The organism is Pelagerythrobacter marensis (assembly GCF_001028625.1).
In the GTDB taxonomy this organism is placed as follows: domain Bacteria; phylum Pseudomonadota; class Alphaproteobacteria; order Sphingomonadales; family Sphingomonadaceae; genus Pelagerythrobacter; species Pelagerythrobacter marensis.
In genome coordinates this window covers 935,620-954,573 of record NZ_CP011805.1, presented here as the reverse complement: position 1 = coordinate 954,573, position 18,954 = coordinate 935,620, and the positions used below count along the sequence as shown (strand labels likewise).

The window sequence follows — 18,954 nt, the reverse complement described above, 5'->3', positions numbered from 1 at the left end:
GCCTCAGCGCTTCTTCTTGCCGCGTCCCTGGTGCCGGATATTGCCGGGCCTGCCGCGCTTGCCCTGCCCTTTTGGGCCGCCTTGCCGACTGCGCGGTGCCTGTCGTTCGCCGCGAGGTTCGATCCGGCTATCCCCATCGGGAATTTCGAACTTCAGCGCGCCCGTCAGCGCATTGGCCTCGCCCAGACGCAACTTCAGCCGGTCACCGGGCGCATAGCGCGTGCCGCTGTCCGATCCGACCAGCGTTTGCGCGGCCTCGTCGTACCCGAAATACTCGGACCCAAGCGTGGAGACAGGGACCAGACCGTCACCGCCCATCCCCTCGATCGTGGCGAAGAATCCGAACGGTTGGACGCCGGTGATGCGCGTGTCGAACGTTTCGCCGACACGGCCCGAAAGCCAGGCGGCGACATAGCGGTCGATTGTGTCCCGCTCCGCTTCCATCGCGCGGCGTTCGGCCTGGCTGATGGCATCGGACACTTTCGCCAGATCTTCCCGGTCGCGGTCGGAAAGGCCGCTGCCCGGCGGAAGGTCGCCGGCAGGCCGGGGCTGTTCGAGCCCGAATGCATCCACCAGCGCGCGGTGCACCAGCAAGTCGGCATAGCGCCGGATCGGCGAAGTAAAGTGAGCATAAGAACCGAGCGCCAGCCCGAAATGCCCCGCATTCTGCGGGCCGTAATAGGCTTGCGTCTGCGTGCGCAGCACAGCTTCCATGACCTGCGCTTTCTCGCTTTCGTCGGTCACGTCCTTGAGCATTCGGTTGAACAGCCCCGGCGTGATGACCTGCCCCAACGCCATCGAACGACCGAATGTGGCGAGATATTCCTTCAGCGCGACCAGCTTCTCGCGGCTCGGCGGTTCATGGACGCGATAGACGACCGGGGCCGTTTTGCTCTCCAGCGCCTTCGCCGCCGCGACGTTGGCGGCGATCATGAAATCTTCGACCACGCGATGCGCGTCGAGCCGTTCGCGGACCGCGATTTCGGCAATCTTTCCTTCGTCGTCGAGCCGGACCTGCCGCTCCGGCAATTCCAGTTCCAGCGGATCGCGCTGGTTGCGCGCATCGAACAGCTGCTTCCAGGCGTTCCAGAGGTGCTGCAGGTGTTCGGGCGCATCCCCGCCATCAATCGCAGCCTGCGCATCTTCGTAAGCGATATTGTGGGCGATGCGCACGGTCGCGCGGGTAAAGCGCCACTTCGTCACCTTGCCTTCCGGCGATATGCGCAAGTGACAGGCCATCGCCGCCCGATCTTCGTCCTGCCGTAAAGAACATACGTCGGCGCTCAGCACTTCGGGCAGCATCGGCACCACGCGATCGGGGAAATAGACCGAGTTGCCGCGCTTGCGCGCCTCCCGGTCCAGTTCCCCGCCCGGACGGACGTAGAAACTGACATCGGCAATCGCCACCAGCGCGCGATAGCCGCCCTCCCCGTCGGGTTCGGCCCAGATCGCGTCATCGTGATCGCGAGCGTCGGCGGGGTCGATCGCGACGATCGGCAGGTGGCGCAGATCCTCGCGCTTGTCTTCGCTGAGCGGAAGCTTCGCCGCACGCTTCGCTTCCTCGATCGCCGAATCCGGGAAAACGTGCGGTATGCCGTGTTTCGCAATGGCGATGAGAGAAAAGCTCTTCGGCGCGAGCGGATCGCCCAGCACTTCGACCACTTTCACGCCGGCACGGGGGCTGCGCCCGTTCGGTTCGGCCAGCACGAGCTGGCCTTCCTCCGCCCCGCCAAGGTCGGAAATGGGGGAGGAATTGCGCACCCGCTTGTCGACCGGCGCCAGCCAGCCCTTCCCGCTGCGGTCGATTTCGACAACGCCCATCAACCCTTCGGTGCGGGCGGGCAGCTTCTTCATGACGTGGGCCTTCCACCCACGCCCTGCCTCTTCGGTGCGGGCAAGAATGCGATCGCCGACTTTCAGGGCGGGATGGCGGCCCTTGCCCTTCTTGCCTTCGATCACCCGCAGCCGGGGCGGCGGGGTTGCATCGTCGGGCTGCCAGCTATCGGGGATGGCGAACGGTTCGCCATCTTCGATCTCCATCACGCGGAGCACCGTTACCTTGGGCACGCCGCCCATGCGGTGATAGGCTGTCTTCTTGCCGTCGATCAGGCCTTCTTCGGCCATGTCCTTCAGGCGCTTCTTGAGCGCGATCTTCTCCTGCCCCTTGAGGCCGAAGGCTTTGGCGATTTCGCGCTTGCCGACAACTTTGTCGGACGTCTGAATGAATTCGAGGATCTGCTCTCGCGTGGGCAGACCATGTGTGTTTCGTTGCATGTCTGCCATATGGGGGCGCGATCAGTCGCTGTCATCCTCTGCCGCAGGAATGGGGGCGAAGGCGCCGGCGGGAACGGCGCTGGCCACCGGGCTCATCGAACCGTCCGCGGCCCGTGCGCTGACCCCGAATATCCAGTCGTCGCCCCGCACACCCTCCAGCCTGGCACTGGTGGCGACGACGTTCGCGATCAGGGGCTCGTCGCGCCAATAGGGTTCATCGGTGCGGCGATGCCAGATGGTGTAGCCGGTGGCGCCCGGCACCTCGTCCCAGGATAGCGCGGTGAACGTCTGCACTGCCGCTTCCGCACTCGGTGCCGGCGGCAGCGGCGCATGGGCCAGTTTGTCGAGCGCGCGAACGTTCAGCCGCGTGACTTTGGCGAGGTAGGGGAAATTCATCTCGTCCACGGTGTCGCCATAAACAACGCCGTCTTCGGTCCGCAGATCCTGGTGCTGGTGATCGTAATCCTCGACCGCGACGGAAAAACGGATGGCGGGATATCCCTGCTCCAGAAAGGGGATCTGATCCCCGCCGCGCCCCATCCGGTCGGTCCGCCAGATCTGGCGAACATCGAGCCCTTCGGGCGTTTGTTCCGCCAATGTATCCAGCCAGCGTGAAAGGTTGCGCGCCGGGCTGTCGTTTTCCCCGCCATTGCGCCGCTGATCGGCCCGGATCGAAGCGGTCAGATCGGCCCGCGGGCCTTCGGAAAAGACACGGACATGGCCATCGTCGCAATAGCCGTCCGACCCGCAGGTTCCGCCGACGATGTCGTTGTTGAGCACGGCCTTGACCGTCCAGCCCTGCTCTTTCGCATAGTCTGCAAGCAGGCGGCCGCCGTAGAGGCCCTGCTCCTCACCCGAGAGCAGGGCGTAAACGATGGTCGTCGGATACTGGCGTTGCGAGAGCACCCTTGCCGCTTCGATGACCAGGGCAGTGCCCGAAGCATCGTCGTTCGCACCGGGGGCGTCGCTGGTGAAATCCATCACGTCGCTGACCCGGCTGTCGATATGGCCCTGAACGATTACCACCTCGTCCGGCCGCTCCGTCCCGCGCTGTATCGCCACGGCGTTGCGCAGGCGGGTCGGGCGCGGGATGCGATTGCCTTCCACCATGCGTTCGGGCGCGACCACCGTCAGGCAGCCGCCGCAGCGGGCCGAAATCCGTTCGAATTCCGCGAGCCCCCAATCGACCGCAGCACCGATGCCGCGTTCGGGATCGTCCTGCGCCGACATCGTATGCCGCGTGCCGAAGCTCACCAGCTTTTCCACATCGCTGCGCAGGCGCTCTTCCGAAACGCTGTCGGCGGGATGGTCCTGCGCGCTCAGCGGGGCGGCGAGCAGGAGGGCGACGAACGGGACGAGTTTGCGCATGGCGCGCAGTTATGCGGGCAATCCGATCTATTGCAAGGGGAAGCGCCCTTCCCCCAATGGGCGATCAGTAAGCTTTGCCGATCAACACCCGCTCAACCGCCGGGTCGCCAGTGAACGCGCAAGCGCCGTCAACCTCTTCCGCGCCGATCGGGACATTGCGAACCGTCAGCTTGAGAGCCTTCAGATCCTCGACGACCTTGTCCAGCGCAGCGCCCGTCGGCCGCGACCATTGCACTTCGACCCACCCGGGGTAGCGATCGTTCGTCGCGAAGAAATCTTCGATCTCGGCCATCGTCGAGACCCCGCGCTTCACGTTCGCATCACGCCGCTGGGCCGCTTCGGCAAACAGCGCCTGCTGAATTTCCTCCAGCATCGCAGGGATCGCCTGGCCTGCGTCCTCGATCGTCGGGGTCTGGAAGGCCGGCTTGCCGTTTTCGCCCCACAGATTGTCGCGACGCAGCAGGCTGACGACGCCCCCGTCCATATCGCGCCCACCGACTTCGACGATGACCGGAGCACCCTTGCGCACCCAGTCCCACCGCTTGGCGGCGGCTTTGCCCGGCTTGTCGTCGAGCAGAATGCGCAGCGGCTCGCCGCATGCCCATTGCGCGCCCAGCGAAGAACGCAGCCGCTCGCAATATTCCAGCAGCGCAGCGTCGCCATCATCCTCGCGCAGCATTGGCAGGATCACGACCTGCCAAGGCGCCAGCCTGGGGGGAACCCGCAGCCCATCGTCGTCGCCATGCGTCATGATCATGCCGCCGACGAGCCGCGTCGATACGCCCCAGCTGGTCGTGTGGCATAGCTCCTGCGCGCCTTCGCGGCTCTGGTAGCGGATACCGGCGGCCTGCGCGAAATTGGTGCCGAGGTAATGGCTGGTGCCGGCCTGCAGCGCCTTGCCATCCTGCATCATCGCCTCGATCGACCATGTCTCCACCGCCCCGGGGAAACGCTCGTGCTCCGGCTTTTCGCCAGCAACCACGGGCATCGCCAGATCTTCTTCGGCATGGGCGCGATAGACTTCGAGCATCCGCAGCGTGTGCGCCTTCGCATCATCGGCGTTCTCGTGCGCCGTGTGCCCTTCCTGCCAGAGGAATTCGCTGGTGCGCAGGAACATCCGCGTCCGCATTTCCCAGCGCACGACATTGGCCCACTGGTTCAGCTTGAGCGGGAGATCGCGCCACGATTGCACCCAGCGGGCCATCGCGTCGCCAATGATCGTTTCCGACGTGGGGCGGACGACCAGCGGCTCTTCCAGCTTCGCCTCGGGGTCGGGGATCAGGCCACCTTCGCCATCCGCGATCAGGCGGTGATGGGTGACCACCGCCATTTCCTTGGCGAAACCTTCGACATGCTCGGCCTCACGCTCGAAGTTCGAAAGCGGGATGAAAATCGGGAAATAGCAATTGTCGTGGCCGGTGGCCTTGATCCTCGCATCCAGCAGCCGCTGAATCCGTTCCCAGATGCCGTAGCCCCACGGCTTGATCACCATGCACCCACGCACGCCCGATTCCTCGGCCATGTCGGCGGCGGAGATCACTTCCTGATACCACTGGGCGAAATCGTCTGCGCGCCGGGTGTTCAGCGCATGGCGGATCTTGGACACATCGTTTCCCGTTATTGTCTTGCCTGGAGGCGGTGCGGTGCGCCCGTTCGCGCTACTTGCCCAACTCGTCCAGCTTTTTCTGCATTGCCGCCATCTGTTCGCGAAGGGCGGCGATTTCCGATTCCTGCCTGGGCGGTGCCGGGGTTTCCTCCGCCTCCGCCGCGCCGGGCATGAAGGCTTCGGTCGCCGCGCGCATCATGGCCATGTTCGTTTCCGCGATCTTGGCGAAGGGGCTGCTGCCCATTCCGTCGCGAAACGCCTCCTGCAGCTTGGTCTGGTTCTTGCGGAAATTCGCCATGCTCGCTTCGAGGTAGCCGGGCATCATCGCCTGCATCGAATTGCCGTACATCGAAATCAGATCGCGCAGGAAGCTGACCGGCAACATCTGTTCCCCGCCGCTCGATTCCTCTTCCATGATGATCTGCGTCAGGATCGAGTGCGTGATATCGTCGCCCGTCTTCGCATCGACGACCTTGAACTGCACATCCTCCCGCGTCATCCGCGCGAGATCGTCCAGCGTGATGTAGCTGGACGTTCCCGTGTTGTAGAGACGCCGGTTCGCGTACTTCTTGATAGTGATCGGATCGTCGGGATTACCCTGGGTTCTGGCCATGGAAAAGTTCCTGAAAATGCTGCGCTAATGTTGCATTAGCAGGTGCAGCATGTGCAGCGCAACATGATCGCGCCACTAGCGGCGGAAACGGCGCCCCAGGGTGGTAAGCAGTTCGTACTGCGACAGCCCGCGGGCCCGCGCAGTCTCCGGCAAGGCGAACGGTACGTCCAGCCAGTCGCCTTCCTTCACCTGCGGCGCGGCGGTGAGATCGACGACCACCATATCCATCGAAACCTTGCCCAGCAGCGGCAGCTCCGCCCCTTCGAACCGGAGAGCGCCCGCCGGACCGCGGCAACGCAAAAATCCGTCGGCGTAGCCCAGCGAGACGATGCCCGTCCGCATCTCCGCTCGTGCAGTGAATGTCGCGTTGTAACCGACACTGTCGCCGGGTGAGAGCGTGCGCACCTGTATTACCGCGGCCTGCGGGAAAGCCACCTGCAGCACGTGGTCCGCCAGTTCCCCGCGGGGCACCCCGCCGTAGAGCGAGAGACCGGGGCGAGTGAGGTCGAACGCATAGTCCCGGCCAAGTCCGATACCCGCGCTGTTGGCAAGGCTTCTCCGCCGCGCCGGCAGGGCGGCACAAGCTGCCTGAAAGCGTTCGAGCTGCAACGGGTTCAAGGCGCTGTTTTCGTCTGCCGAAGCGAGGTGCGACATCAGGATGTCGACATCCAGCGCAGCGATTGCGCCGTCGCCAAGATCGCGGAGCGACACACCGAGACGGTTGATCCCCGTATCCACCATGAGATCGCAGGGCCCGCCGCCGCCCTCGCGCCAGCGCTGGGCCTGTTCGACGCTGTTGATCACCGGCTTGACGCCGATCGCCCTTGCATAATGCACATCCTGGGGCCGAACCGGTCCATGCAGCACGGCGATCTGCGCCGGATCGACATGGTGCACCACATCCGCAACTTCGGACCAGTGGGCGACGAAAAAGTCGTGCGCACCCGCATCTTTCAAAGTCTTCGCGACGGCTCCGGCGCCCAGGCCGTAACCGTCGGCCTTGACCGCCGCCCCGGCCCTCGCCGTGCCCGACAGCCCGTCGAGAGCACGCCAGTTCGCGGCAAGCGCCTGGGTATCGAGTTCAAGCCGCAGGCTGGGCGGCGGAAGGTCAGGCATTGTCTTCGAAATCTTTCGGTGGGCCGCCGGGGAGACCCCACCAGGCAACAACGACACCGAAGGCGACCACAGCCCAGGTGTACCAAAGCCCCGCATAGACATCGCCCGTTCGCGCAACAATGATCCCGGCGATCAGCGGCAGGAAACCGCCGAGATAGCCGGCACCGATGTGATAGGGGATCGACATCGAAGAATAGCGGATCTGGGGCGGAAACATCTCCGTCAACAACGCGGCGACGGAGCCGTACGTCAAGGCCGACAGCCCGCCGAGGACGAGCAGCAACGCGAGAATGCCGATAATGTTCACCAACGGCGGCGATTGCCGGGCGAAAGCGAAACCGTGCCGTTCCAGCGCAGCGATCATCCCGTCGCGCCGCGCCCCGCTGTCGTCGAGCCATTCGTCCGCGATCGCGATCGGGTCGCCCGCGACCGTGACCGACAGCGCGCTCGCCGGTTCGACCGAGTAGCGGACACCGCTGGCGGTCAAAGTCTCCAGCACTTTGCCGCACGCAGTCTGCTCCCGGTCGAACAATTCGGCGAAGGGGTCGGTCGTACATTGCGAGCCGGCCACGACCACCGGGTTTTCGCGCGCAGCCGCGGCCAGGCCGGGGTTCGCAAACTGCCCCAGGCCCCAGAAGATCGGGAACAGCAGCAGCAGGGTCAGCAGCGCGCCAACCACGATCGGCTTCTTGCGGCCCACCCGATCAGACCAGCGGCCGACCACGATGTAGAACGACATTGCGATCAGGCCGGCGGCGAACAGGATCAGTTCGACCAGTTGTTCTTCCATCCGCATCGGCCCGCGCAGGAACGACAGGCCGGAGAAAAACGCGGTGTACCAGATCGTGGTCAGAACCCCCGTTATCCCGAACAGGGCGACGAATATCCGCTTCTTGTTGCCGGGATAGCTGAAACTTTCGGTAAAGGGGTTCGCCGCGGTCTTGCCCTGCGCCTTCATCAACTGGAAAACCGGGCTTTCGTTCAGTTTCAGCCGCATCCACAGCGAGATGCCGAGCAGCACGATCGACAGCAGGAATGGCACGCGCCAGCCCCATTCGGCGAAATCGTCTTCCGGAATGACGAAGCGGCAGGCCAGGACCACCGCGATCGACAGCACGAAACCGCCGACGACGCTGGCCTGGATGAAACTGGTATAGAACCCGCGCCGTTCGGGCGGCGCATGTTCCGCGACATAGATTGCCGCACCGCCGTATTCACCACCAAGCGCGAGCCCCTGCAGAATGCGGAAGCCGATCACGATGATCGGCGCGGCGATGCCGATGCTTGCCGCACTGGGGATCATGCCGACCCCTGCGGTGGCAATGCCCATCAGGGTCACGGTTATCAGAAAAGTGTACTTGCGCCCCCAGCGATCGCCGAGAAACCCGAACAGGATCGCGCCGAGCGGTCGGAAACCGAAGCCGACCGCAAAACCGGCCCAAACCAGCAGCAGTTGCAAGGTTTCATTTCCGCTGGGGAAAAACGCCGCACCGATGAGCCCGGCGAGCGTCCCGTAGATAAAGAAATCGTACCATTCGAACACTGTGCCCGCCGACGATGCGGCAATGACGAGGCGGATTTCCTTCTCGGTCGGCTCTCTCAGCGCCGGTGCTGCGCTTTCGTTCATCTGATTTCCTTCTCCCCCAAAGGCTTCCCTGCCTTATTCCGCCGCAGCCGCGTTGGAAAGTGCGGCATGCGCAGCTCTCCACGGCAGCAGGATCGCGCCATGCCGGCCCGGATGCTCGCGGGCTGCGGCGATCGCGCCGATCCCTGGCCAGTCCGCTTCCGGCCCACCGGCAAGCCAACCCTCGATGGCTTGCCCTGCTGCTGCGACCTTCCGGCGATCCATACCCATCGCGCCGGCAGCGAAGACCGCAGCGGCTGCCTGCCCCACGGCGCATGCGGATACCTGCATTCCGACGCCTTCGATCACGCCGTCCGCATCACTCGCCAGCCCCAGTGCCAGTTTGCTGCCGCAGGTGCGGGACACCGCCTCCCCGCGATGAGGCAGGGAATCCTCCAGCGGATAATCCGCCAGATTGACGGCTAGGGACAGCAGTTCGGGCGTATACAGCCGACCGGCGCCATTCCCGTTCATTGCGGGGCAGCGGCGTCGTCACGCAGCATCTCTCGCCGCTCGTGCACGATTTCGACCAGGGCATCGCTGCCGGCATTGACCAGGGGATAGGTCCGGGCGGTGCTGATCCAGTCGGGCCGTCCCCCGATGCCCCAGATCGTATCGTAACCCAGCACTAGAAGCGAAAACGCCAGAACCACGATGATCGCCCCCTTGATCGCGCCGAATCCGAACCCGAGCACGCGATCGATCGGGCCGAGCAGGGAATTGCGCGAAATTCGCCCGGCACGGCCCGCAATCAGCTTCATCGCGGCGTAGGGGATCAACAGCAGCAGCGTGAACGCCAGCACCGCAGCGCCCGTTTCGCTACCCACGTAAGGTTCGATCGCCTGATAGAGCGGCGTATGCAGCGCGCGGATCGCGAACAGCGCTAGGATCCATGCGGCGAGCGACAGGATCTCCTGCACGAACCCGCGCAGGAACCCGCCCACCGCGGCAACGCCGACGATAATCAGAACGATGATGTCGAAGACGGTCATAGAACCCCTAAAATTAGGTGCTTCCCACGATCCGGTCAACGAGATTGGCAAGCTGGCCGATCTCGCGATAGTCCAGCGCCGCCGTCTTGCCAGCCTTTGCCGTATCGTCGGCGGGCCCGAATCCGCGATCGAACCCCAGCTTGGCCGCTTCGCGCAGCCGCAGCGAACAATGCGCCACCGGGCGGATTTCGCCGGCAAGCGACACTTCGCCAAACCACACGCTCTTGCCCGGCAGCGGCCGGTCCGCCAGCGCCGAAACGAGCGCGGCGGCGACCGCCAGATCGGCTGCGGGATCGGTCAGGCGATATCCCCCCGCAACATTGAGATAGACTTCCGCCGAACTGAAATTCAGCCCGCAACGCGCTTCCAGCACGGCGAGCAGCATGGCAAGCCGGCCATTGTCCCAGCCGACCACCGCGCGCCGCGGGGTCGCACCGCTCTGCAATCGCACGATCAGGGCCTGCACCTCGATCAGAACCGGCCGCGTGCCTTCCAGCGCGGGAAACACCGCGCTACCTGCCAGCGGCTCGTCCCGACCGGACAGAAACAGCATCGAAGGGTTGGCGACTTCTTCCAGGCCCTGTCCCGCCATCGCGAAAACCCCGATCTCGTCGACCGGGCCGAAGCGGTTCTTGAGGCTGCGCAGAATGCGGTACTGATGGCTGCGTTCGCCTTCGAAGCTCATCACCACGTCGACCATGTGTTCCAGCACGCGCGGTCCGGCGATATTGCCGTCTTTGGTCACATGGCCGACCAGGACCAGCGCGACGCCATTCTCCTTGGCATAGCGGATCAGTTCGAATGCGCAGCCGCGAACTTGGCTGACGGTGCCGGGCGCCCCCTCGATCGTGTCGGAAAACATCGTCTGAATCGAATCGATCACCAGCAGGGCCGGCGGGTCCATGCCGTTGAGCGTAGTCAGAATGTCCCGCACCGAAGTCGCCGCAGCAAGGCGGATCGGGGCGTCGGCCAGGCCCAGGCGTGCGGCGCGCAGACGCACCTGGCCAGCCGCCTCCTCCCCGCTTACGTAAACCGTATCCCCGCCCCCGCCGGCGATTTTCGCGGCCGCCTGAAGCAGCAGTGTCGACTTCCCGATACCGGGATCGCCGCCCATCAGGATTGCCGACCCGGGCACCAGCCCGCCGCCCAGCGCTCGGTCGAATTCCGCCAGACCGGTCGAGCGTCTCGACAACACCTCGCCCGGCGTGTCGAGCGGTTCGAACACCACCGCCCGGCCCCCGCGGGACAAATCGTGTTTCTGCGAAAACACCGTCGCCGGTGCATCTTCCACGAGCGTGTTCCATTCCGCGCAGTCGGGGCATTGCCCCTGCCAGCGGTGCGAAACCGACCCGCAGGCCTGACAGACGTAACGCTTCTTGGACTTTGCCATACACAGGCGATAAACGGAACATTTAAGGAACGCAATTGCCAAGCTGTCAAATGCTCGGCACAAGGCCCGCCATGCGGCAGAAGGAACTGAGGATCGCGCTCGTCTGCTACGGCGGGGTGAGTCTGGCCGTCTACATGCACGGTGTGACGAAAGAGCTGTGGAAGCTCGCCAGCGCCAGCCGCGCCTTTCATTCGAACGATGAACCGGCGGAGGGCGTTCAGGGTGTCTACCGCGAACTGCTGGAAACGATCGGCCGGGATCACGCGCTGAAGCTGCGCGTCCTGCCCGATATTCTGGCCGGGGCCAGTGCAGGCGGAATAAATGCGGTCTTCCTCGCCCAGGCGATCCATTCCGGCCAGTCGCTCGAACCGTTGACCGACCTGTGGCTTTCAACCGCCGATGTCGAGCGGCTGGTCGATCCCGATGCGGAGCCGGTGTGGCGTTTCGCGAAGTACTGGGCGCAGCCGATCGCCTGGTGGCTGCTTAAACGTCCGGGGAATGCCGTTTCGGAAAGCGTCGCGCCCGAAACGCAGGCCGAAGTGCGGCGCAAGGTGTCGCAGTTCATCCGCGGCAGGTGGTTCGAGCCGCCTTTTTCGGGGATCGGATTCTCGCGATTGCTGTTCGATGCGTTCTCCGCGATGGCCGATGGGCCATGCGGCAAGCCGCTGCTGCCCGCCAATCATCCGATCGATCTGATGGTCACCGCGACCGATTTTCGCGGCCATCTGGAGCTTCTGCGGCTCAACAGCCCGCCAGTGGTGGAAGAAAGCGAACACCGCCTGCCGGTCGCATTCTCCGCCCGCGCACCCGGCAGCGGCGGCCACGATCTTGCCGATCCGCTGGAACTCACATTCGCCGCGCGCGCCACGGCGAGTTTCCCCGGCGCCTTCCCGCCGCTGCGGTTGCAGGAAATCGACCGGTTGGCCGGCGAACGCGATGTCGAATGGACGGGGCGGCAACGTTTTCTGGAGCGGGTCATGCCGGTCAATACCAGGCAGGGTTCGGTCGAAGGCATTTCGCTGATCGACGGATCGGTTCTGGTCAACAAGCCATTCGAAGGCGCGATCGAGGCGCTGCGCGGCAGGCCGGCCCAGCGCGAAGTGGACCGCCGCTTCGTCTATATCGACCCGCGCCCTGACCGAACGCAGACCCTGCGCGAACGCGTCGACGAGCCGGTCGGATTTTTCGGCGTCATCCTGGGATCACTATCGACGATCCCGCGCGAACAGCCGATCCGCGACAATCTGGAAGTTCTTGAACGGCAATCGCACGAGGCGGAGCGGCATCAGGCGATGATCGCCGCCCTGCGCCCCGATGTCGAGGCGGCGGTGGAAAAGCTGTTCGGGCTGACGCTTTTCCTCGACCGTCCGACCCCGAAAAGGCTCCATGCCTGGCGGGCCAAGGCGCAACAGGCCGCGGCCGAACGCGCCGGATATGCCTTCCAATCCTATGCGCAGGCGAAATTCACCGCGATCGTGGAGGATCTGGCGCAGATCGTTTTCGATGCCGCGCGCGATCTCGACCTTCCCGACGCGAGGCCGATTGCGCAGCATCTGCGCACGGCCCTTGCCAGGCAGGGGCTGGATCGCCTTTCCGCACCGTCGGGCGGCGCGAGCCCGGCCGCGATTGCTTTCTTCCGGGCACACGATGTCGGCTTTCGCGTCCGCCGCCTGCGCCTGCTTACCCGGCGCCTCTCTCGCGAATGGGATGCCGACCCCGATATTCCCGATGCTGCGGTGGAGGAAGCGCGCGAAGCGATCTACGCCATTCTCGCGCTGTATTTCGACCGGGAGAATGTGGGGAATCTGGGGGACGATTTCGCGACCACCTCAGCCGGGGTGATGAAGGACCCGGTCGCGGTTATCGATGCATTGGCGGAACGAAGGCTGCTGCCGGAAGTGGACGAGAAGGCAGAACGGATGCTGGCAGAGGCATTGGAACGAATGCCAAAGAACCTCCGCAGACTGATGCTGCTGACGTATCTGGGGTTCCCCTTCTACGACACGGCAACCCTGCCGCTGGTGCGCGAGAATGCGCTGACCGAATTCGATCCGATCAAGGTCGACCGGATCAGCCCCGACGATGCCCGCACCATTCGCGAAGGCGGCACGCGCGCAACCTTGCGCGGGATCGAATTCTACAATTTCGGTGCGTTCTTCAGCCGCGCCTACCGCGAAAACGATTACCTCTGGGGCCGCCTCCACGGGGCGGAGCGCATGATCGACCTCGTATGCTCGACGGTGGAAGGCGATCTGAAACTCGACCCCGCCGCGTTCAAGCGCAAGGTGTTTCTGGCTATTCTGGAGGAAGAGCGCCCCCGGCTGCGCGCCGATCCTGGCCTGCTGGAACGGATTCGAAACGAAGTGCTGAGCCGTTAGGCCCCGAACGCGCTTTTCAGCTTCTCGAAGAAACCCCGGCATTCGGGGCATTCGTCGCCGGTTTCGGTTTCGCGGAACTGTTCCAGGATCGCTTTCTGTTCCTTGCTGAGCCTGGTCGGCGTTTCGACCGCGATCTCGACCACCAGATCACCGCGCCCCCGGCCCTGCAGCACGGGCATCCCGGCACCGCGCACGCGCAATTGCCGTCCGGACTGAATGCCCGAAGGAATGTCGACGACATTCGTTTCGCCCGCGAGGTCGGGAATCTCGACCTTGCCGCCAAGGGCAGCGGTCGTGAAGCTGATCGGCACCCGGCTGAGCAGGGTGGTGCCTTCGCGCTGGAAGACGACGTGAGGGCGCACGTGGACGAAAATATAGAGGTCGCCCGGCGGTGCGCCGCGTGGCCCCGCCTCGCCCTTGCCCGACAGCCGAATACGCGTGCCGGTATCGACGCCGGGGGGAATTTCCACATCGATCGTCTGCGGACGGTCGATCCGCCCTTCCCCGCCGCAATCGCGACAGGGGCTGACGAGGACTTCGCCCCGACCGTGGCAATTGGGGCACGGGCGCTCGACCACGAAGAACCCCTGCTTCGCCCGCACTTTGCCGTAACCGTTGCACAAGTTGCAGCCGCGCGTGCTGGTCCCCGGTGTGGCACCGGAGCCGTGGCAGGTGTCGCAATTCTGCGATACTTCGATTTCTATCTGGCTGGTCTTGCCGTGAAAGGCATCTTCCAGACCGATTTCCATATCGTAGCGCAGATCGGCACCGCGGCGCGCCTGCTGGCGCCCGGCGGCACCGCCGAATGCGCTGCCGAAGATGGTTTCGAAAATGTCGCCCAGATCGGCGAAATCCGCACCCGGATGCCCGCCTCCGCCGCCGCTCATGCCCTGCTGGAAAGCGGCATGACCATACCGATCGTAGGCCGCCCGCTTCTGCGGGTCCTTGAGGCAGTCGTAAGCGGCGCTGATCGCCTTGAACTTGGCCTCGTTCTCCTTGCACCCGGCATTGCGATCCGGGTGATACTTCATCGCCATCTTGCGATAGGCGGACTTGATCGTGGCGCCATCCGCATCGCGGCTTACGCCAAGCAGGTCATAGAAATCGATTTCAGTTGCCGACATGGTATCCCCGTCCCGTGAAAAACCAGCCGCCGCCGGGGCGGTGCGCTCCGGCGGCGGTCTGTTTGTTCATCGGACGTCTCAGCCCTTGTTGTCTTCGTCGACTTCGGAGAATTCGGCGTCGACCACGTCTTCATCAGAACTGTCGGTGCCGTCAGCACCGGCATCGCCATCCGGTGTCTCACCCGCAGCCTGCTGCTGGCTGTAGATCTCCTGACCCATCTTCATCGCCAGATCGGTCAGGGCCTGCGCCTTCGAACTGATCGCGTCGGTATCGTCGCCTTCCAGGGCCGTCCTGGTTTCCGCTAATGCGGCTTCGACCTGCCCCTTGAGATCGGCGCTGATCTTCTCGCCATGTTCATCGAGCTGCTTCTGCGTCGCGTGGACCAGACTGTCGGCCTGGTTGCGCGCTTCGGCACCTTCGCGGCGCTTCTTGTCTTCCTCGGCAAACTTCTCGGCATCCTGCACCATCTGGTCGATGTCGCTATCGCTGAGACCGCCGGAGGCCTGGATGCGGATCTGCTGCTCCTTGCCCGTGCCCTTGTCCTTGGCAGAAACGTTGACGATGCCGTTGGCGTCGATGTCGAATGTGACTTCGATCTGCGGGACGCCGCGCGGTGCCGGCGGAATGCCCACCAGATCGAACTGGCCCAGCATCTTGTTGTCGGCGGCCATTTCGCGCTCGCCCTGGAAGACCCGGATCGTCACCGCGTTCTGGTTGTCTTCCGCGGTCGAATAAGTCTGCGTCTTCTTGGTCGGGATCGTCGTGTTGCGGTCGATCATGCGGGTGAACACGCCGCCCAGCGTTTCGATACCGAGCGAAAGCGGGGTCACGTCGAGCAGCAGGACATCCTTGACGTCGCCCTGAAGCACGCCGGCCTGGATCGCCGCGCCCATGGCGACGACTTCGTCCGGGTTGACGCCCGTGTGCGGCTTCTTGCCGAAGAATTCCTCGACCACTTCGCGCACCTTGGGCATCCGCGTCATGCCGCCGACCAGGATCACTTCGTCAACGCCGCCCTTTTCCACGCCGGCATCGGTCAATGCCTTCTTGCACGGTTCAAGCGTCCGCTTGATCAGGTCACCCACGAGCTGTTCCAGCTTGCTGCGGGTGATCGTTTCGACGAGGTGCAGCGGCGTGCTGGACCCGCCTTCCATGCGGGCGGTGATGAACGGCAGGTTCACTTCGGTCTGCTGGCTGGAGGACAGCTCGATCTTGGCCTTTTCCGCGGCTTCTTTCAGCCGCTGGAGCGCAAGCTTGTCCTTGCGCAGGTCCATGTTCTCTTTCTTCTCGAACTGGTCCGCGAGGTATTCGACGATTGCGCTGTCGAAGTCTTCACCGCCCAGGAACGTGTCGCCGTTGGTCGATTTCACTTCGAACACGCCGTCGCCGATCTCGAGGATCGAGACGTCGAACGTGCCGCCGCCAAGGTCGTAAACGGCGATCGTCTTGCCGTCATCCTTGTCGAGACCATAGGCGAGCGCGGCCGCGGTCGGTTCGTTGATGATGCGCAGAACTTCGAGGCCCGCGATCTGGCCGGCGTCCTTGGTCGCCTGGCGCTGCGCGTCGTTGAAATAGGCCGGGACGGTGATGACCGCCTGCGACACGGTTTCGCCAAGATAGCTCTCGGCGGTTTCCTTCATCTTCTGCAGGATGAAGGCGGAAACCTGGCTGGGGGAATAATCCTCGCCGCCGGCTTCGACCCAGGCGTCGCCGTTCTTGCCCTTGACGATGTCGTAGGGGACGAGTTCCATGTCCTTCTTGGTCATCGGATCGTCGAAGCGGCGGCCAATCAGACGCTTGATCGCGAACAGCGTATTGTCGGGATTGGTTACGGCCTGCCGCTTGGCGGGCTGGCCGATCAACCGTTCGCTATCCTTGGTAAAGGCAACGATCGAAGGCGTCGTGCGCGCGCCTTCGGAATTTTCGATGACCTTGGGCTTGTCCCCGTCCATCACGGCAACGCAGCTGTTGGTCGTGCCGAGGTCGATACCGATTACTTTCGCCATGGTTTCCCTATTCCACTTTCTACACGTTGGACGCCGCGCAATGCGCTTCCCGAAAACCGGCAAAGCAACTCGGCGGCTCGATTACGAGGGCGATATAGGTGCGGTTTTGGTTGGCACAAGGGAACGGCCCGGCTAGCTTCCCGATATGTTCCGAGGGGAGAAACTGCCGTGAAATCATCCGTTCTTGCCGTTGCGCTTCTTTCCGCCGCCACGCTGGGCCTCAGCGCGTGCGGCGACAGCGCGACGGAACAGCCTGCCGAAGCGCCCGAGGGCGTACCCGGCCTGACCATCACCAATGCACGCATGGTTCTGGCACCGGTGGAAGGCAATCCGGCCGCGGTTTATTTCGATCTGGCTTATGATGGGGAACGCAACCTGGCGCTCAACCGCGCCCACGTCGAAGGCGCAGGCAGCGCCTCGCTGCATGAATACGGCGAATGGAACCGTCAGGTTCAGATGCAGGAAATGCTTCCGCTTGTCCTGACGCAAGGGACGGAAGTGGCGTTCGAGCCGGGCGGCAAGCACATCATGGCGAGCGAAGTCTCGCCCGATCTCAAGCCCGGCGGCAAGACCGAGGTGACCCTGATCGTATCGGGCGGGGACAAGACCACGTTCGAAGCGGACATCCGCGGCCCCGGGGAAGAGCGCTGAACGAGGCGAAGGCCGTTTCCGCCGCTGCGCCGGCCTGTCCGGCAGGCGGCGAACGGCCCCTGACGCAGGGCGAGATCGCCCTCGCCCGCAGTGTATTCGGCACTGCGATCGATTATGGCAGGGTGACGATCCGCCGCCGCAAGTTCTTCCCCTTCCAACCGCGCAAGATCACGATGGCCCCGCGCGGGCACCTGCACTTCCACCCGAGGGGCGACGCCTATTGCGACGATTTTTCGCAAGTCTCCGTGATCCGGCAGGGCCTGTTCATTCATGAAATGGTGCACGTCTGGCAGGCGCAGACCCACGGGAGCTGGTGGTTGGTGTTCCGCCGTATGCCCTGGGCACGATACGATTATTCCCTGAAACCGGGTTGGCCGCTCCAACGATACGGCATCGAACAGCAGGCCGAGATCGTGAAGCATGCCTTCTGGCTGCGCAACGGCGTCAGCCTTGCCGGGGTGGCGGACGCCGGTGCCTATGACTTGCTGGTCCGCTTTCCCGGCGCCTCTTGAGAGAAACGGTTTCAACCGATACCACTTGTCCCATGACCGGGCGGCCCAACCCGCGCCCGGCATGCAGGTTCAATCATGGAGCTAAAGGACTATGGAATGTCGCGCGAGCGCGGCTTTCTTTCGCATTACGAGATCGATTCGATCGCCCTTCCCAGCCAGTTCGATCCCGTGGTCGATGCCGCCGGCAAATTGTCCGGCCTGCTGACCACAGGCCGCATTCGTCACTGGCTCGACGCGCTTCCCGATCCCGGGCTGGAGGATTGGGCGAAGAATGCGCCTGAAGAAGAAGTGCGCACCGCGATGGTGCATTATTCGTTTCTGGTGCAGGCTTATGTCTGGGGCGAACCCGAACCGCCCGCGTTCCTGCCGGCGAACCTGTCGCGGCCGATGGTGGCGATCGCCGACCGCCTGGGCCAGGCGCCGCTGCTGCCCTATTCCTCCTACGTCCTCGACAACTGGTACCGGATCGACAAGGCCGGGCCGGTCGATCTCGACAATATCGCCATGTATCAGAACTTCTACGGCGGCGCGGACGAGAACTGGTTCGTTCTGGTCCATGTCGCAATCGAGGCGGAGGCTGGCGTGCTGCTCGACAACGCGGCGAAGCTCGTCACCGTGTCGAAGCAGCGCGACGAAGCGGAAGCGACCCGGCTGCTGATCGAAATGGATGCGGCGTGGGAACGGATCTACGGCCATTTCGGGCGCATGCCGGAGCGCTGCGACCCCTATGTCTATTTCCACCGGGTGCGCCCCTACATCCACGGATGGGCCAACAATCCGGCGCTGGACGGCGGATTGGTCTATCGCGGGATCGACAGGTTCGGCGACACCCCGCAGGCATTCCGAGGGCAAACCGGCTCGCAATCCAGCATCGTCCCTTCGATGGATGCGCTGTTTCAGGTCGGGCACTCCGACGATCCGCTGAAGAGCTTCCTCGACGAACTGCACCATTACCGCCCCGTCCCGCATCGCCGTTTCATCGAAGACCTGGCGGCGCAATCGACCCTGCGCGATTTCGTGGGTGGATCGGACGATCAGGCGCTGAAAGATGCGTTCAACGCCTGCCTCGAACAATCGGCGCGCTTCCGCACGCGGCATCTCGAGTATGCCGCCAGCTACATCAACAAGCAGGCCGGTTCGATTGCGGGCAACGATCCCGATGTCGGAACCGGGGGGACCCCGTTCATGCGCTATCTGAAGAAGCACCGGGACGAGAACCGGGCCCAGACGGTCTAGGCTCGGATTTCGTATCCTGAGCAGACGCAAGGGGCCGCCCTAACCGGGGGCCCCTTGTTCGTT

At 64.1% G+C, this 18,954-nt stretch carries 15 protein-coding genes; 4 read left to right on the top strand and 11 right to left on the bottom strand.

The window, feature by feature from the left end; genetic code table 11:
- Positions 1-3 precede the first annotated feature (3 nt).
- The 9 genes from rnr to radA all read right to left on the bottom strand — a co-directional run bounded on the left by rnr (position 4) and on the right by radA (position 10,983).
- Positions 4-2,274, bottom strand: a complete 2,271-nt coding sequence (gene rnr, locus AM2010_RS04635; RefSeq protein ID WP_236699406.1) for a ribonuclease R — start codon at positions 2,272-2,274, stop codon at positions 4-6.
- A gap of 21 nt (positions 2,275-2,295) precedes the next feature.
- A complete protein-coding gene (locus tag AM2010_RS04630; protein WP_047806082.1) occupies positions 2,296-3,642 on the bottom strand; it encodes a M20/M25/M40 family metallo-hydrolase in 1,347 nt (448 codons plus the stop codon).
- A 64-nt stretch (positions 3,643-3,706) separates the two neighbouring features.
- Positions 3,707-5,248: an aminoacyl--tRNA ligase-related protein gene (locus AM2010_RS04625; protein WP_047806081.1), complete on the bottom strand. Its 1,542-nt coding sequence runs from the start codon at positions 5,246-5,248 to the stop codon at positions 3,707-3,709.
- 52 nt (positions 5,249-5,300) lie between these two features.
- The gene (gene phaR, locus AM2010_RS04620) at positions 5,301-5,861 is read right to left on the bottom strand and encodes a polyhydroxyalkanoate synthesis repressor PhaR (RefSeq protein WP_047806080.1); all 561 of its coding nucleotides are present in this window, start codon (positions 5,859-5,861) and stop codon (positions 5,301-5,303) included.
- Positions 5,862-5,936: 75 nt separating this feature from the next.
- On the bottom strand, positions 5,937-6,977 hold the full coding sequence (gene alr, locus AM2010_RS04615; RefSeq protein WP_047806079.1) for an alanine racemase: 1,041 nt from the start codon (positions 6,975-6,977) through the stop codon (positions 5,937-5,939).
- Positions 6,970-8,604, bottom strand: coding sequence for an MFS transporter (locus AM2010_RS04610; RefSeq protein ID WP_047806078.1), 1,635 nt, complete (start codon positions 8,602-8,604; stop codon positions 6,970-6,972). Before AM2010_RS04610 ends, alr begins: the two co-directional genes overlap by 8 nt.
- 33 nt (positions 8,605-8,637) lie before the next feature.
- Complete coding sequence (locus tag AM2010_RS04605; RefSeq protein WP_047806077.1) at positions 8,638-9,075, bottom strand: hypothetical protein; 438 nt, start codon at positions 9,073-9,075, stop codon at positions 8,638-8,640.
- Complete coding sequence (locus tag AM2010_RS04600; RefSeq protein ID WP_047806076.1) at positions 9,072-9,593, bottom strand: CvpA family protein; 522 nt, start codon at positions 9,591-9,593, stop codon at positions 9,072-9,074. The genes AM2010_RS04605 and AM2010_RS04600 overlap by 4 nt, the downstream gene beginning before the upstream one ends.
- 13 nt (positions 9,594-9,606) lie before the next feature.
- Positions 9,607-10,983 carry a DNA repair protein RadA gene (radA, locus tag AM2010_RS04595; RefSeq protein WP_047806075.1) on the bottom strand — a complete coding sequence of 459 codons (1,377 nt, stop codon included), beginning with the start codon at positions 10,981-10,983 and terminating at the stop codon, positions 9,607-9,609.
- A gap of 71 nt (positions 10,984-11,054) precedes the next feature.
- On the opposite strand from radA, the gene AM2010_RS04590 reads away from it, so the two are divergent.
- Positions 11,055-13,361, top strand: coding sequence for a patatin-like protein (locus AM2010_RS04590; RefSeq protein ID WP_047806074.1), 2,307 nt, complete (start codon positions 11,055-11,057; stop codon positions 13,359-13,361).
- Here the strand turns inward: AM2010_RS04590 and dnaJ are convergent.
- Positions 13,358-14,485, bottom strand: coding sequence for a molecular chaperone DnaJ (gene dnaJ, locus AM2010_RS04585; RefSeq protein ID WP_047806073.1), 1,128 nt, complete (start codon positions 14,483-14,485; stop codon positions 13,358-13,360). The genes AM2010_RS04590 and dnaJ overlap by 4 nt on opposite strands.
- Before the next feature lie 78 nt (positions 14,486-14,563).
- Positions 14,564-16,492 (bottom strand): molecular chaperone DnaK, encoded by a 1,929-nt coding sequence (gene dnaK / locus AM2010_RS04580; RefSeq protein WP_047806072.1) that lies wholly within the window; start codon positions 16,490-16,492, stop codon positions 14,564-14,566.
- Positions 16,493-16,660: 168 nt separating this feature from the next.
- Between dnaK and AM2010_RS04575 the strand changes: the two genes are divergently transcribed.
- The 3 genes from AM2010_RS04575 to AM2010_RS04565 all read left to right on the top strand — a co-directional run bounded on the left by AM2010_RS04575 (position 16,661) and on the right by AM2010_RS04565 (position 18,891).
- Positions 16,661-17,143 carry a copper chaperone PCu(A)C gene (locus tag AM2010_RS04575; RefSeq protein ID WP_047806071.1) on the top strand — a complete coding sequence of 161 codons (483 nt, stop codon included), beginning with the start codon at positions 16,661-16,663 and terminating at the stop codon, positions 17,141-17,143.
- Positions 17,140-17,655: a hypothetical protein gene (locus tag AM2010_RS04570; RefSeq protein WP_047807694.1), complete on the top strand. Its 516-nt coding sequence runs from the start codon at positions 17,140-17,142 to the stop codon at positions 17,653-17,655. Before AM2010_RS04575 ends, AM2010_RS04570 begins: the two co-directional genes overlap by 4 nt.
- A 75-nt stretch (positions 17,656-17,730) precedes the next feature.
- Positions 17,731-18,891 (top strand): PrnB family protein, encoded by a 1,161-nt coding sequence (locus AM2010_RS04565; protein ID WP_047806070.1) that lies wholly within the window; start codon positions 17,731-17,733, stop codon positions 18,889-18,891.
- Positions 18,892-18,954 lie beyond the last annotated feature (63 nt).

What these genes read in the sequence shown, in the direction of transcription:
- rnr (WP_236699406.1), bottom strand. Translation starts at nt 2,274, where the DNA reads ATGCAACGAAACACACATGGTCTGCCCACGCGAGAGCAGATCCTCGAA.
- AM2010_RS04630 (WP_047806082.1), bottom strand. Translation starts at nt 3,642, where the DNA reads ATGCGCAAACTCGTCCCGTTCGTCGCCCTCCTGCTCGCCGCCCCGCTG.
- phaR (WP_047806080.1), bottom strand. Translation starts at nt 5,861, where the DNA reads ATGGCCAGAACCCAGGGTAATCCCGACGATCCGATCACTATCAAGAAG.
- alr (WP_047806079.1), bottom strand. Translation starts at nt 6,977, where the DNA reads ATGCCTGACCTTCCGCCGCCCAGCCTGCGGCTTGAACTCGATACCCAG.
- AM2010_RS04610 (WP_047806078.1), bottom strand. Translation starts at nt 8,604, where the DNA reads ATGAACGAAAGCGCAGCACCGGCGCTGAGAGAGCCGACCGAGAAGGAA.
- AM2010_RS04605 (WP_047806077.1), bottom strand. Translation starts at nt 9,075, where the DNA reads ATGAACGGGAATGGCGCCGGTCGGCTGTATACGCCCGAACTGCTGTCC.
- AM2010_RS04600 (WP_047806076.1), bottom strand. Translation starts at nt 9,593, where the DNA reads ATGACCGTCTTCGACATCATCGTTCTGATTATCGTCGGCGTTGCCGCG.
- radA (WP_047806075.1), bottom strand. Translation starts at nt 10,983, where the DNA reads ATGGCAAAGTCCAAGAAGCGTTACGTCTGTCAGGCCTGCGGGTCGGTT.
- AM2010_RS04590 (WP_047806074.1), top strand. Translation starts at nt 11,055, where the DNA reads ATGCGGCAGAAGGAACTGAGGATCGCGCTCGTCTGCTACGGCGGGGTG.
- dnaJ (WP_047806073.1), bottom strand. Translation starts at nt 14,485, where the DNA reads ATGTCGGCAACTGAAATCGATTTCTATGACCTGCTTGGCGTAAGCCGC.
- dnaK (WP_047806072.1), bottom strand. Translation starts at nt 16,492, where the DNA reads ATGGCGAAAGTAATCGGTATCGACCTCGGCACGACCAACAGCTGCGTT.
- AM2010_RS04565 (WP_047806070.1), top strand. Translation starts at nt 17,731, where the DNA reads ATGGAGCTAAAGGACTATGGAATGTCGCGCGAGCGCGGCTTTCTTTCG.